The sequence below is a fragment of the Sphingobacterium haloxyli genome (genome assembly GCF_002980525.1).
GTDB lineage: Bacteria > Bacteroidota > Bacteroidia > Sphingobacteriales > Sphingobacteriaceae > Sphingobacterium > Sphingobacterium haloxyli.
Map to the genome: position 1 here is coordinate 56,822 of NZ_PVBQ01000011.1, position 12,783 is coordinate 69,604.

The 12,783-nt window shown below is 40.9% G+C and carries 26 protein-coding genes; all 26 read left to right on the forward strand.

What is annotated here, in order from left to right:
• Window positions 1–6: 6 nt before the first annotated feature.
• The 26 genes from rplD (at window position 7) to rpsD (ending at window position 12,713) form a co-directional block, all read left to right on the forward strand.
• Entirely contained in the window at window positions 7–636 is a 630-nt protein-coding gene (gene rplD / locus C5745_RS13875; protein ID WP_105717609.1) for a 50S ribosomal protein L4, read from the forward strand.
• 1 nt (window position 637) lies between these two features.
• On the forward strand, window positions 638–928 hold the full coding sequence (rplW, locus tag C5745_RS13880) for a 50S ribosomal protein L23 (protein ID WP_105717610.1): 291 nt from the start codon (window positions 638–640) through the stop codon (window positions 926–928).
• Between the two features lie 6 nt (window positions 929–934).
• Window positions 935–1,762 (forward strand): 50S ribosomal protein L2, encoded by an 828-nt coding sequence (gene rplB / locus C5745_RS13885; protein WP_105717611.1) that lies wholly within the window; start codon window positions 935–937, stop codon window positions 1,760–1,762.
• The gene (gene rpsS, locus C5745_RS13890; RefSeq protein WP_037498931.1) at window positions 1,762–2,028 is read left to right on the forward strand and encodes a 30S ribosomal protein S19; all 267 of its coding nucleotides are present in this window, start codon (window positions 1,762–1,764) and stop codon (window positions 2,026–2,028) included. Before rplB ends, rpsS begins: the two co-directional genes overlap by 1 nt.
• Before the next feature lie 7 nt (window positions 2,029–2,035).
• Window positions 2,036–2,467 (forward strand): 50S ribosomal protein L22, encoded by a 432-nt coding sequence (rplV, locus tag C5745_RS13895; RefSeq protein WP_105717612.1) that lies wholly within the window; start codon window positions 2,036–2,038, stop codon window positions 2,465–2,467.
• 12 nt (window positions 2,468–2,479) lie between these two features.
• Window positions 2,480–3,265: a 30S ribosomal protein S3 gene (gene rpsC / locus C5745_RS13900; RefSeq protein WP_105717613.1), complete on the forward strand. Its 786-nt coding sequence runs from the start codon at window positions 2,480–2,482 to the stop codon at window positions 3,263–3,265.
• Between the two features lie 57 nt (window positions 3,266–3,322).
• Window positions 3,323–3,745 (forward strand): 50S ribosomal protein L16, encoded by a 423-nt coding sequence (rplP, locus tag C5745_RS13905; RefSeq protein ID WP_099365474.1) that lies wholly within the window; start codon window positions 3,323–3,325, stop codon window positions 3,743–3,745.
• 93 nt (window positions 3,746–3,838) lie between these two features.
• On the forward strand, window positions 3,839–4,057 hold the full coding sequence (rpmC, locus tag C5745_RS13910) for a 50S ribosomal protein L29 (protein ID WP_105717614.1): 219 nt from the start codon (window positions 3,839–3,841) through the stop codon (window positions 4,055–4,057).
• Window positions 4,058–4,072: 15 nt separating this feature from the next.
• Window positions 4,073–4,327, forward strand: coding sequence for a 30S ribosomal protein S17 (gene rpsQ / locus C5745_RS13915; RefSeq protein ID WP_099370336.1), 255 nt, complete (start codon window positions 4,073–4,075; stop codon window positions 4,325–4,327).
• Window positions 4,327–4,695, forward strand: a complete 369-nt coding sequence (gene rplN, locus C5745_RS13920; protein ID WP_105717615.1) for a 50S ribosomal protein L14 — start codon at window positions 4,327–4,329, stop codon at window positions 4,693–4,695. Before rpsQ ends, rplN begins: the two co-directional genes overlap by 1 nt.
• A 2-nt stretch (window positions 4,696–4,697) precedes the next feature.
• Window positions 4,698–5,042, forward strand: coding sequence for a 50S ribosomal protein L24 (gene rplX, locus C5745_RS13925; protein WP_105717616.1), 345 nt, complete (start codon window positions 4,698–4,700; stop codon window positions 5,040–5,042).
• Window positions 5,042–5,611, forward strand: coding sequence for a 50S ribosomal protein L5 (gene rplE / locus C5745_RS13930; protein ID WP_105717617.1), 570 nt, complete (start codon window positions 5,042–5,044; stop codon window positions 5,609–5,611). Before rplX ends, rplE begins: the two co-directional genes overlap by 1 nt.
• On the forward strand, window positions 5,604–5,873 hold the full coding sequence (rpsN, locus tag C5745_RS13935; protein WP_105717618.1) for a 30S ribosomal protein S14: 270 nt from the start codon (window positions 5,604–5,606) through the stop codon (window positions 5,871–5,873). Before rplE ends, rpsN begins: the two co-directional genes overlap by 8 nt.
• A gap of 143 nt (window positions 5,874–6,016) precedes the next feature.
• On the forward strand, window positions 6,017–6,415 hold the full coding sequence (gene rpsH / locus C5745_RS13940) for a 30S ribosomal protein S8 (RefSeq protein WP_105717619.1): 399 nt from the start codon (window positions 6,017–6,019) through the stop codon (window positions 6,413–6,415).
• A gap of 22 nt (window positions 6,416–6,437) precedes the next feature.
• The gene (rplF, locus tag C5745_RS13945; protein WP_105717620.1) at window positions 6,438–6,992 is read left to right on the forward strand and encodes a 50S ribosomal protein L6; all 555 of its coding nucleotides are present in this window, start codon (window positions 6,438–6,440) and stop codon (window positions 6,990–6,992) included.
• Window positions 6,993–6,997: 5 nt separating this feature from the next.
• Window positions 6,998–7,351 carry a 50S ribosomal protein L18 gene (gene rplR, locus C5745_RS13950; RefSeq protein WP_105717621.1) on the forward strand — a complete coding sequence of 118 codons (354 nt, stop codon included), beginning with the start codon at window positions 6,998–7,000 and terminating at the stop codon, window positions 7,349–7,351.
• An 11-nt stretch (window positions 7,352–7,362) separates the two neighbouring features.
• Window positions 7,363–7,881: a 30S ribosomal protein S5 gene (gene rpsE, locus C5745_RS13955; protein WP_105717622.1), complete on the forward strand. Its 519-nt coding sequence runs from the start codon at window positions 7,363–7,365 to the stop codon at window positions 7,879–7,881.
• A gap of 5 nt (window positions 7,882–7,886) precedes the next feature.
• The gene (gene rpmD, locus C5745_RS13960; RefSeq protein WP_105717623.1) at window positions 7,887–8,066 is read left to right on the forward strand and encodes a 50S ribosomal protein L30; all 180 of its coding nucleotides are present in this window, start codon (window positions 7,887–7,889) and stop codon (window positions 8,064–8,066) included.
• 118 nt (window positions 8,067–8,184) lie between these two features.
• The gene (gene rplO / locus C5745_RS13965; RefSeq protein ID WP_105717624.1) at window positions 8,185–8,631 is read left to right on the forward strand and encodes a 50S ribosomal protein L15; all 447 of its coding nucleotides are present in this window, start codon (window positions 8,185–8,187) and stop codon (window positions 8,629–8,631) included.
• 6 nt (window positions 8,632–8,637) lie between these two features.
• Window positions 8,638–9,984, forward strand: coding sequence for a preprotein translocase subunit SecY (gene secY, locus C5745_RS13970; RefSeq protein ID WP_105717625.1), 1,347 nt, complete (start codon window positions 8,638–8,640; stop codon window positions 9,982–9,984).
• A gap of 3 nt (window positions 9,985–9,987) precedes the next feature.
• Window positions 9,988–10,770, forward strand: coding sequence for a type I methionyl aminopeptidase (gene map / locus C5745_RS13975; RefSeq protein ID WP_105717626.1), 783 nt, complete (start codon window positions 9,988–9,990; stop codon window positions 10,768–10,770).
• Window positions 10,771–10,847: 77 nt separating this feature from the next.
• Entirely contained in the window at window positions 10,848–11,066 is a 219-nt protein-coding gene (gene infA, locus C5745_RS13980; RefSeq protein WP_021071231.1) for a translation initiation factor IF-1, read from the forward strand.
• A gap of 47 nt (window positions 11,067–11,113) precedes the next feature.
• Complete coding sequence (gene ykgO, locus C5745_RS13985) at window positions 11,114–11,230, forward strand: type B 50S ribosomal protein L36 (RefSeq protein ID WP_013665024.1); 117 nt, start codon at window positions 11,114–11,116, stop codon at window positions 11,228–11,230.
• A gap of 28 nt (window positions 11,231–11,258) precedes the next feature.
• Complete coding sequence (gene rpsM, locus C5745_RS13990; RefSeq protein WP_105717627.1) at window positions 11,259–11,636, forward strand: 30S ribosomal protein S13; 378 nt, start codon at window positions 11,259–11,261, stop codon at window positions 11,634–11,636.
• 10 nt (window positions 11,637–11,646) lie between these two features.
• On the forward strand, window positions 11,647–12,036 hold the full coding sequence (rpsK, locus tag C5745_RS13995) for a 30S ribosomal protein S11 (protein WP_105717628.1): 390 nt from the start codon (window positions 11,647–11,649) through the stop codon (window positions 12,034–12,036).
• Between the two features lie 68 nt (window positions 12,037–12,104).
• Window positions 12,105–12,713 carry a 30S ribosomal protein S4 gene (rpsD, locus tag C5745_RS14000; protein WP_105717629.1) on the forward strand — a complete coding sequence of 203 codons (609 nt, stop codon included), beginning with the start codon at window positions 12,105–12,107 and terminating at the stop codon, window positions 12,711–12,713.
• Window positions 12,714–12,783: the final 70 nt, after the last annotated feature.

The following is a 12,783-nucleotide window of genomic DNA, read 5'->3' on the forward strand; positions in this document are numbered from 1 at the left end:
AGAGAGATGGAAGTTAATGTATTAAATTTATCAGGTAAAGAAACAGGTGCCAAGGTGCAGCTTCCTGAGTCCGTATTCGGTGTAGAGCCAAACGACCATGCGATCTATTTAGATGTAAAACAATACCTAGCGAACCAACGCCAAGGAACACACAAATCTAAACAACGTAACGAAATCGCGGGTTCTACTCGTAAATTACACAAACAAAAAGGTACTGGTGGTGCCCGCGCTGGTTCTATCAAATCGCCATTGTTTAACGGTGGAGGTCGTGTATTTGGTCCGCAACCCCGTGACTATTCGTTCAAATTGAACAAAAAGTTGAAGCAGGTGGCACGTAAATCTGCATTGAGCTACAAAGCTAAAGAGAATAACATATTGGTATTGGATGAAGTAAACTTCGATGCAATCAAAACCAAGAGCTATGTGTCGTTCATCAATGCATTAAACTGTGCCGATGAGAAAACACTTCTCGTATTGCCAACAGAAAACAAGAACGTTTATTTATCAAGCAGAAACTTGAAAAAAACAAAAGTTATCATTGCCGCAGAATTAAATACTTATGATGTATTGAACGCTACTAAACTTTTGTTGACGACAGATTCTGTTAAAACTTTGGAGGAAGCATTCGCTAAGTAATATGGAGATTATCAAAAAACCTATCTTAACTGAGAAAGCTTCGTTATTGACGGAGAAATTAAACCGTTACGCTTTCAAGGTTGATCACAGAGCTAATAAGATACAGATCAAACAAGCTGTTGAAGAGATGTTTGGTGTGACTGTTTTGGCAGTCAACACCGCGGTTGTTGCCGGTAAAGCAAAAAGCCGTTACACAAAAGCAGGTTTTGTATCCGGAAGGGCTCCTAAATATAAAAAAGCCATCATCACAGTGAAAGATGGTGAAACTATTGACTTTTACACTACACTATAATAAAAAATGGCAGTTAAAAGATTCAAACCGGTTACCCCTGGTACTCGCTTTAGAGTAGGTGCTGACTACTCGGACGTTACAACTAACGTTCCGGAGAAATCATTAGTAGTTGGTATCGTTAAAAAATCAGGCGGTCGTAATAAGTCCGGTAAAATGACTATGCGTTATCTCGGTGGGGGACATAAAAAAGTATACCGATTAATTGATTTCAAACGCGATAAAAAAGATATCCCTGCAAAAGTAGCTACCATTGAGTACGATCCAAATCGTACCGCGCGTATTGCATTATTGCATTATGTTGATGGAGAAAAACGTTACATCATTGCTCCAGCTGGACTAACAGTTGGCCAAACGATAGTAGCAGGTGATAAAGTAGCCCCAGAAATAGGCAATACGTTGCCGCTAGCAAATATCCCCCTAGGTTCAATCATTCATAATATTGAATTGAATCCTGGGCAAGGAGGTTCAATTGCTCGTTCGGCCGGTACGTATGCACAATTATCTGCCCGCGACGGGAAGTATGCCATCATTAAATTACCTTCAGGCGAGACACGTATGATCTTGTCAACATGTGTTGCAACAATCGGTTCTGTATCGAACGCGGAAAAAGCAAACCAAGTATTGGGTAAAGCGGGTCGTAAACGCCATTTGGGGCGTCGTCCTCGCGTACGTGGTGTGGCAATGAACCCGGTTGATCACCCGATGGGTGGTGGTGAAGGCCGTTCTTCAGGAGGTCACCCTCGTTCGCGTACAGGTGTGTTGGCTAAAGGCTTCAAAACACGTTCTAAGAAGAAAATATCGAATCGTTACATCATTGAGAGAAGGAAAAAATAATGGCTCGTTCAATTAAAAAAGGTCCTTATATCGATCACAACTTAGAAAGAAAAGTTCTTTCTATGAATGAAACAAACAAAAAATCAGTAATTAAAACATGGTCTCGCAGATCTATGATTTCACCTGATTTTGTTGGTCATACCTTCGCAGTGCACAACGGGAATAAATTTATCCCTGTTTATGTAACGGAAAACATGGTTGGTCACAAGCTTGGTGAATTCGCGCCTACGCGTACATTCAAAGGCCACGCAGAAAAGAAAAAATAATTAGGTAATGGAAGCAACAAAAAAACTCAAAAAATCTGTCTTAATTAGACAGCGCAAGGAGCAGGAAAAAGCTCAAGTAGGAGGAGCTTCTACTGCCAAGTTATTGAACTGCCCTACTTCACCGCGTAAAATGCGGTTAGTGGTAGATCTTATCCGTGGCGAAAAAGTGGAAGCGGCTCTTTACATCTTGAAGCATTCTGGAAAGGAAGCTGCTGTTCGTGTTGAGAAATTATTATTATCAGCTATCAAGAATTGGGAAGCGAAGAATGAAGGAGCTTCTTTGGAAGACAGCGCTTTGTATGTTAAAGAAATACAAGTAGGAGGCGGTCGTCAATTGAAGAGATTACGTCCAGCTCCACAAGGCCGTGGCTATAGAATTCGTAAACGTTCAAACCACGTAACTTTGGTAGTAGATAGTTTAAATAACGTAAACAACTAATTTATTATAAGAATGGGACAAAAAGCAAATCCAATAGGTAGCAGATTAGGTATCATCAAAGGATGGGACTCTAATTGGTTCGGAGGCAACAACTATTCTGATAAGTTAGTTGAGGACGAAAAAATCAGAAAATATCTTTCTGTACGGATCGCGAAAGGAGGCGTAGCAAAGGTTGTTATTGAAAGAACTTTGAAACGTATCACAGTTACAATCCATACGGCTAGACCAGGAATCGTTATCGGTAAAGGCGGTCAAGAAGTTGACAAGATTAAAGAAGAGTTGAAGAAATTGACGAAGAAAGACGTTCAAATCAACATTTTTGAAATCAAACGCCCTGAACTTGATGCGAAATTGGTAGCAGAAGGTATCGCTAAGCAACTAGAAGCACGTATTTCATTCCGTCGTGCAATGAAAACTGCGATTGCGTCGACCATGCGTATGGGGGCAGAGGGAATCAAGGTAATGTGTTCAGGTCGTTTGGGTGGTGCTGAGATGGCGCGTACCGAACAATATAAAGAAGGAAGAACACCTTTACACACATTCCGTGCCGACATCGATTACGCATTAGCGGAAGCGTTGACAACTTACGGGAAAATTGGTGTGAAGGTGTGGATCTGTAAAGGCGAGGTTTACGGTAAACGTGATTTATCTCCTAATATCGGACAGACATCAAACACGAAAACTCGCGGTGGAAACGAAGGCGGCGATCGTCGTGACAACCGTAAAGGTGGTGGACGTGGCGGAAACCGTGGCGGAAGCAATCGTGGTGGAAGCCGTGGTGGTTCAAACAGAGGATAATTAATTAATAGATTAAAACAAATATCCGCCAGCTGGTGGATTAAATAAAATACGAACATGTTACAGCCAAAAAGAACGAAGTTCAGGAAGATGCAGAAAGGCCGTATGAAAGGTAACGCTTCTCGTGGAGCGGAGTTAGCTTTCGGTTCTTTCGGTATCAAGTCAATGGAGCCAGCATGGATTACTAGCCGTCAGATTGAGGCTGCACGTATTGCCGTAACACGTTACATGAAACGTGAAGGTCAAGTGTGGATCCGTATTTTTCCTGACAAACCCGTTACTAAAAAACCAGCAGAGGTACGTATGGGTAAAGGTAAGGGAGCTCCGGAATACTGGGTAGCCGTAGTGCGTCCAGGCCGTATGTTATTTGAAGCCGAGGGCGTGCCTTTGGAGATTGCCAAAGAAGCATTGCGTTTAGCTGCTCAAAAATTGCCGGTTCAAACAAAGTTTGTTATACGTAGAGACTACGTAGAAGCATAAAACGTTGGTAATGTCAATGGGTTTGCATTTTGTGGCCGTTACCCACAAGATACGCACGAAGCTTATTGATAACCCACACAACACTGAAATAAAATGAAAAATTCAGAAATTATCGAATTATCACAAGAGGAACTTACAGCTCGTCTCGGACAAGAGAAGACTGCTCTTAACAAGTTGAAATTTGCACATGCTGTTTCTGCTATTGAGAACCCTAATGCGATCAAAGCAGCGCGCAAAACTATCGCTCGTATCTCAACAGAGATTTCAAAACGTAGAATTGCTGCGGAATCCAAAACAGCCGCTGAGGCATAAATGTAAAGTCGAAAAATGGAAAGAAATTTAAGAAAAACAAGAATCGGCTTGGTAGTTAGCAACAAAATGGACAAGTCTATCGTAGTAGCTGTTGAACGTAAGGTAAAACATCCTATCTATGGTAAGTTTGTGAAAAAAACTACTAAATTTAAGGCTCATGACGAAACAAATACCTGCGGTATCGGCGATACGGTATTAATCATGGAAACTCGTCCGCTGAGTAAAACGAAGAACTGGAGATTGGTTGAAATATTAGAAAGGGCTAAATAATGGTACAACAGGAATCAAGATTAACTGTAGCCGACAACTCTGGCGCTAAAGAAGTTTTAGTAATCCGTGTGTTAGGTGGTACAGGGAAGCGTTATGCATCTATCGGTGATAAAATTGTTGTTACCGTTAAAAGCGCTTTGCCTTCAGGAAACGTGAAGAAAGGGACCGTTTCTAAAGCAGTAGTCGTACGTACGAAAAAAGAAATCCGTCGTAAAGATGGTTCTTATATCCGTTTCGACGACAATGCTGCTGTATTGTTAAATAATAATGATGAACCACGTGGAACACGTATCTTCGGCCCAGTAGCTCGGGAATTACGTGAGAAGCAGTTCATGAAGATTGTATCACTAGCACCGGAGGTTTTATAATTATGGCACAGAATAAAAAAACAACTACGCACAAAATCAAAATCAAAGCTGGAGATTTAGTGAAAGTTATCGCCGGTAACGCTAAAGGTGTTCAGGGAAAAGTTCTACAGGTTATAAAAGAAACTAATAGAGCGGTTGTAGAAGGCGCTAATGTTGTCAAAAAACATACGAAGCCCAGTGCAGCTAACCCTAACGGTGGTATAATTGAGAAAGAAGCTGCTATCCACATCTCTAATTTAGCGCTGATCGATCCGAAAACAGGTGAGCCTACTCGTATCGGTCGCCGTGTGAATGCAGATGGCAAAATTGTTCGTTACGCAAAAAAATCAGGGGAGGAAATTAAATAATGACTTACGTACCAAGATTAAAAGCGAAATATGCGGATGAAATCCGTACTGCGCTAAAGGAAAAATTCCAGTATAAAAGCGTTATGCAAGTTCCGAAGCTGGAGAAGATTGTTGTATCGCAAGGTATCGGCGCTGCTACTGCTGATAAAAAATTAATTGACAACGCTGTGGCTGAGTTAACCTTAATTACCGGTCAGCAAGCTGTTCCTACAAAGTCAAAGAAGGATATCTCCAATTTTAAATTGCGTAAAGGAATGCCAATTGGAGCACGTGTAACATTGCGTGACAACAATATGTACGAGTTCCTTGACCGTTTAGTGTCTGTATCCTTGCCTCGTATCCGCGATTTCCGTGGTATCAACGAGAAAGGTTTTGACGGAAGAGGTAACTATAATTTAGGTGTCACCGAGCAGATTATCTTCCCAGAGATCAATATTGACAAGATCAATAAGATCCAAGGTATGGATATCACTTTTGTAACTTCTGCTGACAATGATGTTGAAGCTTTGGAGTTACTGAAACAATTCGGTTTACCGTTCAAAAATCAAAACTCAAACAACAATGGCTAAAGAAGGAATAAAAGCACGCGAAATTAAGCGTCAGAAATTGGTAGCTAAATATGCAGAGAAACGTGCCGCTTTAAAAGCTGCAGGTGACTATGCCGCTTTAGATAAATTGCCTAAGAATGCTTCGCCAGTACGTTTGCACAACCGTTGTAAATTGACTGGACGTCCGAAAGGATATATGCGACAATTTGGCATCTCTCGTGTAACATTCCGTGAGATGGCATTAGACGGTAAAATTCCAGGGGTGAAAAAAGCTTCTTGGTAATCAGGAAAAAAAAAATTACTTTTGCCCGGGCAAATCCGATTAGGATTTGTCTGGTTTTTTCTTTTTGAAAATTTTGTTAACAGACAATAGGTCTTTGGCTTCGGTTAAGGCATGGAAACCATTGTCATAATTTTAATCATATAATGAATACAGATCCAATAGCGGATTACCTTACACGAGTAAGGAATGCCATTAAGGCCAACCACAGGGTTGTTGAAATTCCTGCATCGAACCTTAAAAAAGAAATTACTAAAGTTCTTTTTGATAAAGGTTACATTGCTAATTACAAATTCGATGAAAACGGACCTCAAGGTAGCATTAAGATCGCTTTGAAGTACCACCCAATTAGCAAAATTCCGGCTATTCGCACATTGACACGTGTGAGTAAACCTGGTTTAAGAAAGTATGCAGGTGTTGAAAACATGCCTCGCGTTTTGAATGGTTTGGGTATCGCTGTCTTGTCTACATCTAAAGGTGTGATGACAGATAAAGAAGCCCGTCTGCAAAACGTAGGTGGTGAAGTTTTATGTTACGTTTATTAATCTAGGTAAAAAACACAAAGAAATGTCAAGAATTGGAAAAGCGCCTATCGCTATTCCTTCGGGAGTAACGATTACTGTATCAGAAAAGAATCTGGTAACAGTAAAAGGACCAAAAGGCGAATTAACGCAACAGGTAGACAGCGACATTGCCGTTAAAGAAGAAGACGGTCAGATCGTGGTTACACGGCCTACCGAACAAAAAAGACACAAATCATTACATGGTTTGTACCGTGCCTTAATCAATAACATGGTTGTAGGCGTGACTGAAGGATACAAGACTACACAAGAACTAGTCGGTGTAGGTTATCGTGCAACAAGTACAGGTAACACACTGGAGTTAGCCTTAGGCTTCTCTCACCCGATTGTTTTTATATTGCCAAAGGAAATTAAAGTAACAACTACCTCAGAAAAAGGTAAAAACCCTAGCATTACTTTGGAAAGTGCAGACAAGCAGTTGATCGGTCAGGTCGCTGCAAAGATCCGTAGCTTCCGTAAACCAGAGCCTTATAAAGGAAAAGGTGTGAAGTTTGCGGGTGAAGTATTAAGAAGAAAAGCAGGTAAATCAGCTAAAAAATAATAACCATGGCAGGAAATAAAACATCTCGCAGAGAGCGAATAAAAAAAGGAATAAGAAAAAGCCTGACTGGAACAGCGGAGCGTCCACGTTTATCAGTTTTTAGAAGCAATAAAGGTATCTACGCGCAGATTATCGATGACGAAGCTGGGAAAACTTTAGCTTCAGCGTCTTCAGGCTCAAAAGATTTTGCCGCAAACGGTACGAAGATAGAGCAATCAAAAGCTGTAGGGAAGGCAGTGGCTGAGAAAGCTGTTGCAGCAGGTATTAGCAAGGTAGTTTTTGACCGTAATGGGTACTTATACCATGGCCGTGTAAAATCATTGGCTGAAGGTGCTCGCGAAGGCGGTTTGGACTTTTAATCAATAAGAACATGGCATTAAGCAATATAAAAAGAGTGAAATCAAGCGAAATTGAATTAAAAGATCGCTTAGTAAGCATCCAACGTGTAGCGAAAGTGACTAAAGGTGGTCGTACCTTCAGTTTTTCAGCTATTGTTGTTGTGGGTGACGAAAATGGTATCGTAGGATATGGTCTTGGTAAAGCAAAAGAGGTTACTGAGGCTATTACTAAGGGTATCGACGACGCGAAGAAGAACTTGATTAAGGTTCCTATCATTAATGGTACAGTCCCTCACGAGCAGCACGGCAAGTTCTCCGGGGGGCGCGTTTTAGTAAAACCAGCTGTCCATGGTACAGGAGTACTGGCAGGTGGTGCAATGCGTGCTGTATTAGAGAGCGCGGGTATCAAGGACGTATTAGCGAAATCATTGGGTTCATCAAATCCGCACAACGTTGTGAAAGCGACCGTTGATGCATTGGTAAAACTTCGTGATGCCTATACAGTTGCCCAAAACCGAGGCGTCGATTTAAACAAAGTATTTAACGGTTAATTATCATGGCAAAAATCAAGATCACCCAGATAAAGAGCGTTATCGACAGAAGCGAGCGCCAAAAGAGAACTATTCAGGCCTTAGGCTTGAAACGTATCAATCACGCTGTAGAGGTTGAAGCGACACCGTCCATTATCGGTATGGTGAGGAAGGTCAATCACTTAGTTGCGATAGAGACGGTTTAAGAGTAAATAGGTAGATGGAAAGGATTTCGGATTCTTTCCATTCCCTTTATTAATTAATTATTCATCGTTACGACCTGTTTAGTGAGAGCGAAGGCGTAACACAACATTTTAAGATAAAATGAATTTAAATAGTTTAAAACCAGCTAAAGGTTCTGTTAAGAACAGAAAACGTATTGGTAGAGGTCAAGGATCTGGCCGTGGCGGTACGTCGACCCGTGGTCATAAAGGAGCCGGATCTCGTTCGGGACATTCTACAAAGATTGGTTTCGAAGGTGGCCAAATGCCATTGCAACGCCGTGTCCCTAAGTTCGGTTTCAAAAATATTAACCGCGTCGAGTACAAAGGAATTAACCTAGACGTATTGCAAGAGCTGGTAGCCAAATACAATTTAACAGTTATTGACTTCGATAGTTTGAAAGAGCATGGATTGGTGGCCAAAAAAGACTTAGTGAAAATATTGGGTCGTGGTGAATTGACTACTAAAGTCGAGGTCAAAGCACACGCGTTTTCGGCTTCGGCACAGAAAGCTATTGAAGCTGCAGGTGGTTCTATCGAAAAACTATAAAATTACATGAAGAAACTAATCACAACCTTAACCAATATATGGAAAATAGAAGATTTACGCAATCGTATCATGACGACGTTGCTACTTCTTCTAATCTACCGTATTGGTTGTCACGTGGTTCTGCCGGGTGTCAACCCTGATGCATTAGTGGCTAGAAGTAGCGAAGGAAATAGTATATTGGACTTAATCAATATGTTTGCTGGCGGATCTTTTTCTCGTTCGGCAATTTTCGCGTTGGGTGTAATGCCCTACATTTCTGCATCAATCGTTGTTCAATTATTGGGGATAGCGGTTCCTGCATTTCAGAAAATGCAAAAAGAAGGTGAATCGGGTCGTAAAAAGATGACACAGATTACGCGTTATCTGACGTTGGCGATTACGTTGGTTCAGGCAGTCGCTTACGTGAAAACACAAGTTCCTGCGGAGGCGAAAACATTAGCGGAGCCGATGTTCACTATTCTTTCTGCAGTCGTATTGACAGCAGGTACCTTGTTTGTGATGTGGCTTGGTGAAAAAATTACAGATAAAGGTATTGGTAATGGTATTTCCTTGATTATCATGGCAGGTATCATTGCACAGTTGCCTGCAGGTATTGTGGCCGAATGGGGGTCTCGTATGAGTCCGAGTGGCGGTGGACCCATTCCGCTGTTATTAGAATTCGTAGCGCTTTTCTTTGTCGTGATTTTCGCCATTTTGGTGGTACAGGGGATTCGTAAAGTTCCCGTACAGTATGCTAAGAAAATTGTTGGTAATAAGCAGGTAGGTGGTGTCCGTCAGTATATTCCTTTAAAAGTGAATGCAGCCGGTGTTATGCCCATTATCTTTGCGCAAGCAATTATGTTCTTGCCAATGGCGTTGTCTCAGTTTTTTCCGGATCTACAATCTGATTTTTTAGCATCATTGAGTAACTATACATCTGTTGCCTACAATGTTACGTTTGCTGTTCTCATTATTGCATTTACGTTTTTTTATACGGCAATTATGGTCAATCCGCAACAAATGTCTGAAGACATGAAGAAAAACGGTGGTTTTATTCCTGGAATTAAGCCTGGTTACGATACGAATATCTTTATCGATAACGTGATCTCCCGTATTACCTTTCCTGGAGCAATATTCATTGCGATTATCGCTGTCTTACCTGCTTTGGCGGCCAAATTAGGTGTGAATAATCAATTTGCACATTTCTATGGGGGTACTTCTTTGTTGATTTTAGTGGGTGTGGTGTTAGATACTTTACAGCAGATTGAGAGTCATTTGCTGATGCGTCATTACGATGGTTTAATGAAAACTGGCCGTGTGAAAGGCCGTTCTACTTCTACTTCCGTAGAGGGTATAGATCAAGCAGCGCTTTAATAAATGTCCAAAGTTTTTTATAAGACAGAAGATCAAATCGAGCAAATACGAGAGTCAGCAAATGTACTCTCGTTATTGCTTGGTGAAATCGCGAAGGAAGTGAAACCTGGTATTACTACGCTATCTTTGGATAAATTGGCTTATGATTTTATCCACGACCACGGCGGTACCCCTGCCTTTTTGAACTATCAGGGTTTTCCTTATTCGCTTTGTATATCTCTAAATGATCAGGTGGTTCATGGTTTTCCTACTGATAAGCCGTTGCAAGAAGGTGATATTGTTTCGGTTGATGGGGGCGTGAATCTAAACGGATTCATTAGCGATTCAGCATATACATTTGGCGTAGGTGAGATTTCAACCGATGCACAGCAGTTGTTAGATGTTACGAAAGCGGCTTTGTATAAGGGGATAGAACAGGCGGTAGCTGGTAAGCGCGTTGGCGACATCTCAGCAGCGGTGCAAGATCATATTACTCCATACGACTATGGTATAGTAAGGGAGTTAGTAGGGCATGGAGTTGGTTTACATCTGCATGAAAAGCCAGAGATCCCCAACTATGGAAGACGCGGCTCTGGCCCTAAGTTGGAAGCTGGCTTAGTCGTTTGTATTGAGCCGATGATCAATGCGGGCAAGGCTGGTGTGAAGTTTTGGGACGATGGGTGGACTGTAAGTACCGTTGATGGAAAACTGTCTGCGCATTTTGAGCAAATGGTTGCTATTAGAAAGGGTGTTCCAGACGTGTTGTTGACTTTTGAACACGTGGAAGAAGTTTTGAGTAAAAAGTAATTGGTTTTCAATATTTTTTATTTATCTTTGCACTCCTGTTTGTGCGGGCTAAAAAGAAGTAAATTAAGTTAGAATATATGGCTAAGCAAGCCTCAATAGAACAAGATGGTATAATTAAGGAAGCGCTTTCTAACGCGATGTTCCGTGTAGAATTGGAAAATGGGCACGAAATTATTGCTCATATTTCCGGTAAAATGCGCATGCATTATATCAAAATTCTACCTGGAGACAAAGTGAAACTGGAAATGTCTCCTTACGATTTGACAAAGGGAAGGATTACATATCGCTATAAATAGTGGTTGTTTCGCTTTTCGGTATAATGAGCTTTTAAAATACTACAACAATGAAAGTTAGAGCATCAATAAAAAAACGTAGCGCGGATTGTAAGATTATCCGTCGCAAAGGAAAGGTTTTTGTAATCAACAAAAAGAACCCTAAGTTCAAGCAACGTCAAGGGTAGTTATTAACACAATCGCTTAAAGTATTATATGGCAAGGATAGCAGGTATAGATTTACCTAAAAACAAAAGAGGCGTAATAGGCCTTACCTACATTTTCGGTATCGGTCGTTCTACTGCGGCTCATATCTTGAAAAAAGCAGGTATCAGTGAGGATGTTAAAGTATCTGAATGGAATGATGATCAATTGACAGCCATCCGTAATATCATCAACGACGAAATTAAAGTCGAAGGTGCTTTACGTTCTGAAGTTCAGTTAAACATCAAACGGTTGATGGATATTGGTTGTTACCGCGGTTTACGTCATCGTAAACATTTACCTCTTCGTGGTCAACGTACAAAAAACAACTCTCGTACCCGTAAAGGTAAACGTAAAACAGTTGCAAACAAGAAAAAAGCTACTAAATAATAATTAAGAAATGGCTAAAAGTAAAAAGGTTACCAAAAAGCGTATCGTCGTTATCGAGCCGATTGGTCAAGCTCATATCAACGCTACCTTTAACAACATCATCATTACTTTGACAAATAATCAAGGTCAGACTATTTCATGGTCATCAGCAGGTAAAATGGGCTTCAGAGGTTCAAAGAAAAATACGCCTTATGCGGCAGGACAAGCTGCTCAAGACTGTGGTAAAGTGGCATTTGACTTGGGTTTACGCAAGGTAGAAGTTTTTGTAAAAGGTCCTGGAGCTGGACGTGAGTCGGCTATCCGTACCTTACAAACTGTTGGTATCGATGTGACTACAATTAAGGATATCACTCCGCTTCCTCACAATGGCTGTCGTCCTCCAAAACGCAGAAGAGTTTAATAATTTTTATTGTTTAAGATAAGATTCGTCAGTTATAGACTGATAGATACTTCAAACAGAGAGAAAAAATGGCAAGATATACAGGACCTAAGTCCAAAATCGCACGTAAATTCAGAGAGCCTATCTTTGGCCCTGATAAAGCGTTAGAAAAAAAGAATTATCCTCCAGGACAGCATGGTCAGTCTAGAAGGAGAGGTAAACAATCTGAGTACGCTATTCAGTTGTTAGAAAAACAAAAAGCAAAATACACTTACGGTGTTTTGGAACGTCAGTTCCGTACGTTGTTTGCAAAGGCATCAGCAAAACAAGGTATTACAGGTGAGAACTTCTTGAGGTTATTGGAAGCTCGCTTGGATAACGTTGTTTACCGTTTGGGTATTGCTCCAACGCGTGCAGCAGCTCGTCAGTTGGTCTCACACAAGCATGTTACTGTTAACGGTGAAGTCGTTAACATCCCATCATATAGCTTACGTCCGGGTGATGTCATTGCCGTTCGCGAGCGCTCAAAATCTTTAGAAGCTGTTGTAGCTTCTGTAGAAGGAAGAAAGATTAACAAATTCAATTGGTTAGAGTGGAACCCTAATGAATTGACAGGGACATTCGTTTCTTTCCCTGAAAGAGTTGATATTCCAGAAAACATTAAAGAAAACTTAATCGTAGAGTTGTACTCTAAATAGTAAAATAATAGAAAGAGGTATGGTTTTGTTAATCATACTTCTTCTGTTGTATTTTATGTTTATTAATAAA

Bases quoted from the DNA above. Each gene is read 5' to 3' on its own strand.
- rplD (WP_105717609.1), top strand. From the start codon at position 7: ATGGAAGTTAATGTATTAAATTTATCAGGTAAAGAAACAGGTGCCAAG.
- rplW (WP_105717610.1), top strand. From the start codon at position 638: ATGGAGATTATCAAAAAACCTATCTTAACTGAGAAAGCTTCGTTATTG.
- rplB (WP_105717611.1), top strand. From the start codon at position 935: ATGGCAGTTAAAAGATTCAAACCGGTTACCCCTGGTACTCGCTTTAGA.
- rpsS (WP_037498931.1), top strand. From the start codon at position 1,762: ATGGCTCGTTCAATTAAAAAAGGTCCTTATATCGATCACAACTTAGAA.
- rplV (WP_105717612.1), top strand. From the start codon at position 2,036: ATGGAAGCAACAAAAAAACTCAAAAAATCTGTCTTAATTAGACAGCGC.
- rpsC (WP_105717613.1), top strand. From the start codon at position 2,480: ATGGGACAAAAAGCAAATCCAATAGGTAGCAGATTAGGTATCATCAAA.
- rplP (WP_099365474.1), top strand. From the start codon at position 3,323: ATGTTACAGCCAAAAAGAACGAAGTTCAGGAAGATGCAGAAAGGCCGT.
- rpmC (WP_105717614.1), top strand. From the start codon at position 3,839: ATGAAAAATTCAGAAATTATCGAATTATCACAAGAGGAACTTACAGCT.
- rpsQ (WP_099370336.1), top strand. From the start codon at position 4,073: ATGGAAAGAAATTTAAGAAAAACAAGAATCGGCTTGGTAGTTAGCAAC.
- rplN (WP_105717615.1), top strand. From the start codon at position 4,327: ATGGTACAACAGGAATCAAGATTAACTGTAGCCGACAACTCTGGCGCT.
- rplX (WP_105717616.1), top strand. From the start codon at position 4,698: ATGGCACAGAATAAAAAAACAACTACGCACAAAATCAAAATCAAAGCT.
- rplE (WP_105717617.1), top strand. From the start codon at position 5,042: ATGACTTACGTACCAAGATTAAAAGCGAAATATGCGGATGAAATCCGT.
- rpsN (WP_105717618.1), top strand. From the start codon at position 5,604: ATGGCTAAAGAAGGAATAAAAGCACGCGAAATTAAGCGTCAGAAATTG.
- rpsH (WP_105717619.1), top strand. From the start codon at position 6,017: ATGAATACAGATCCAATAGCGGATTACCTTACACGAGTAAGGAATGCC.
- rplF (WP_105717620.1), top strand. From the start codon at position 6,438: ATGTCAAGAATTGGAAAAGCGCCTATCGCTATTCCTTCGGGAGTAACG.
- rplR (WP_105717621.1), top strand. From the start codon at position 6,998: ATGGCAGGAAATAAAACATCTCGCAGAGAGCGAATAAAAAAAGGAATA.
- rpsE (WP_105717622.1), top strand. From the start codon at position 7,363: ATGGCATTAAGCAATATAAAAAGAGTGAAATCAAGCGAAATTGAATTA.
- rpmD (WP_105717623.1), top strand. From the start codon at position 7,887: ATGGCAAAAATCAAGATCACCCAGATAAAGAGCGTTATCGACAGAAGC.
- rplO (WP_105717624.1), top strand. From the start codon at position 8,185: ATGAATTTAAATAGTTTAAAACCAGCTAAAGGTTCTGTTAAGAACAGA.
- secY (WP_105717625.1), top strand. From the start codon at position 8,638: ATGAAGAAACTAATCACAACCTTAACCAATATATGGAAAATAGAAGAT.
- map (WP_105717626.1), top strand. From the start codon at position 9,988: ATGTCCAAAGTTTTTTATAAGACAGAAGATCAAATCGAGCAAATACGA.
- infA (WP_021071231.1), top strand. From the start codon at position 10,848: ATGGCTAAGCAAGCCTCAATAGAACAAGATGGTATAATTAAGGAAGCG.
- ykgO (WP_013665024.1), top strand. From the start codon at position 11,114: ATGAAAGTTAGAGCATCAATAAAAAAACGTAGCGCGGATTGTAAGATT.
- rpsM (WP_105717627.1), top strand. From the start codon at position 11,259: ATGGCAAGGATAGCAGGTATAGATTTACCTAAAAACAAAAGAGGCGTA.
- rpsK (WP_105717628.1), top strand. From the start codon at position 11,647: ATGGCTAAAAGTAAAAAGGTTACCAAAAAGCGTATCGTCGTTATCGAG.
- rpsD (WP_105717629.1), top strand. From the start codon at position 12,105: ATGGCAAGATATACAGGACCTAAGTCCAAAATCGCACGTAAATTCAGA.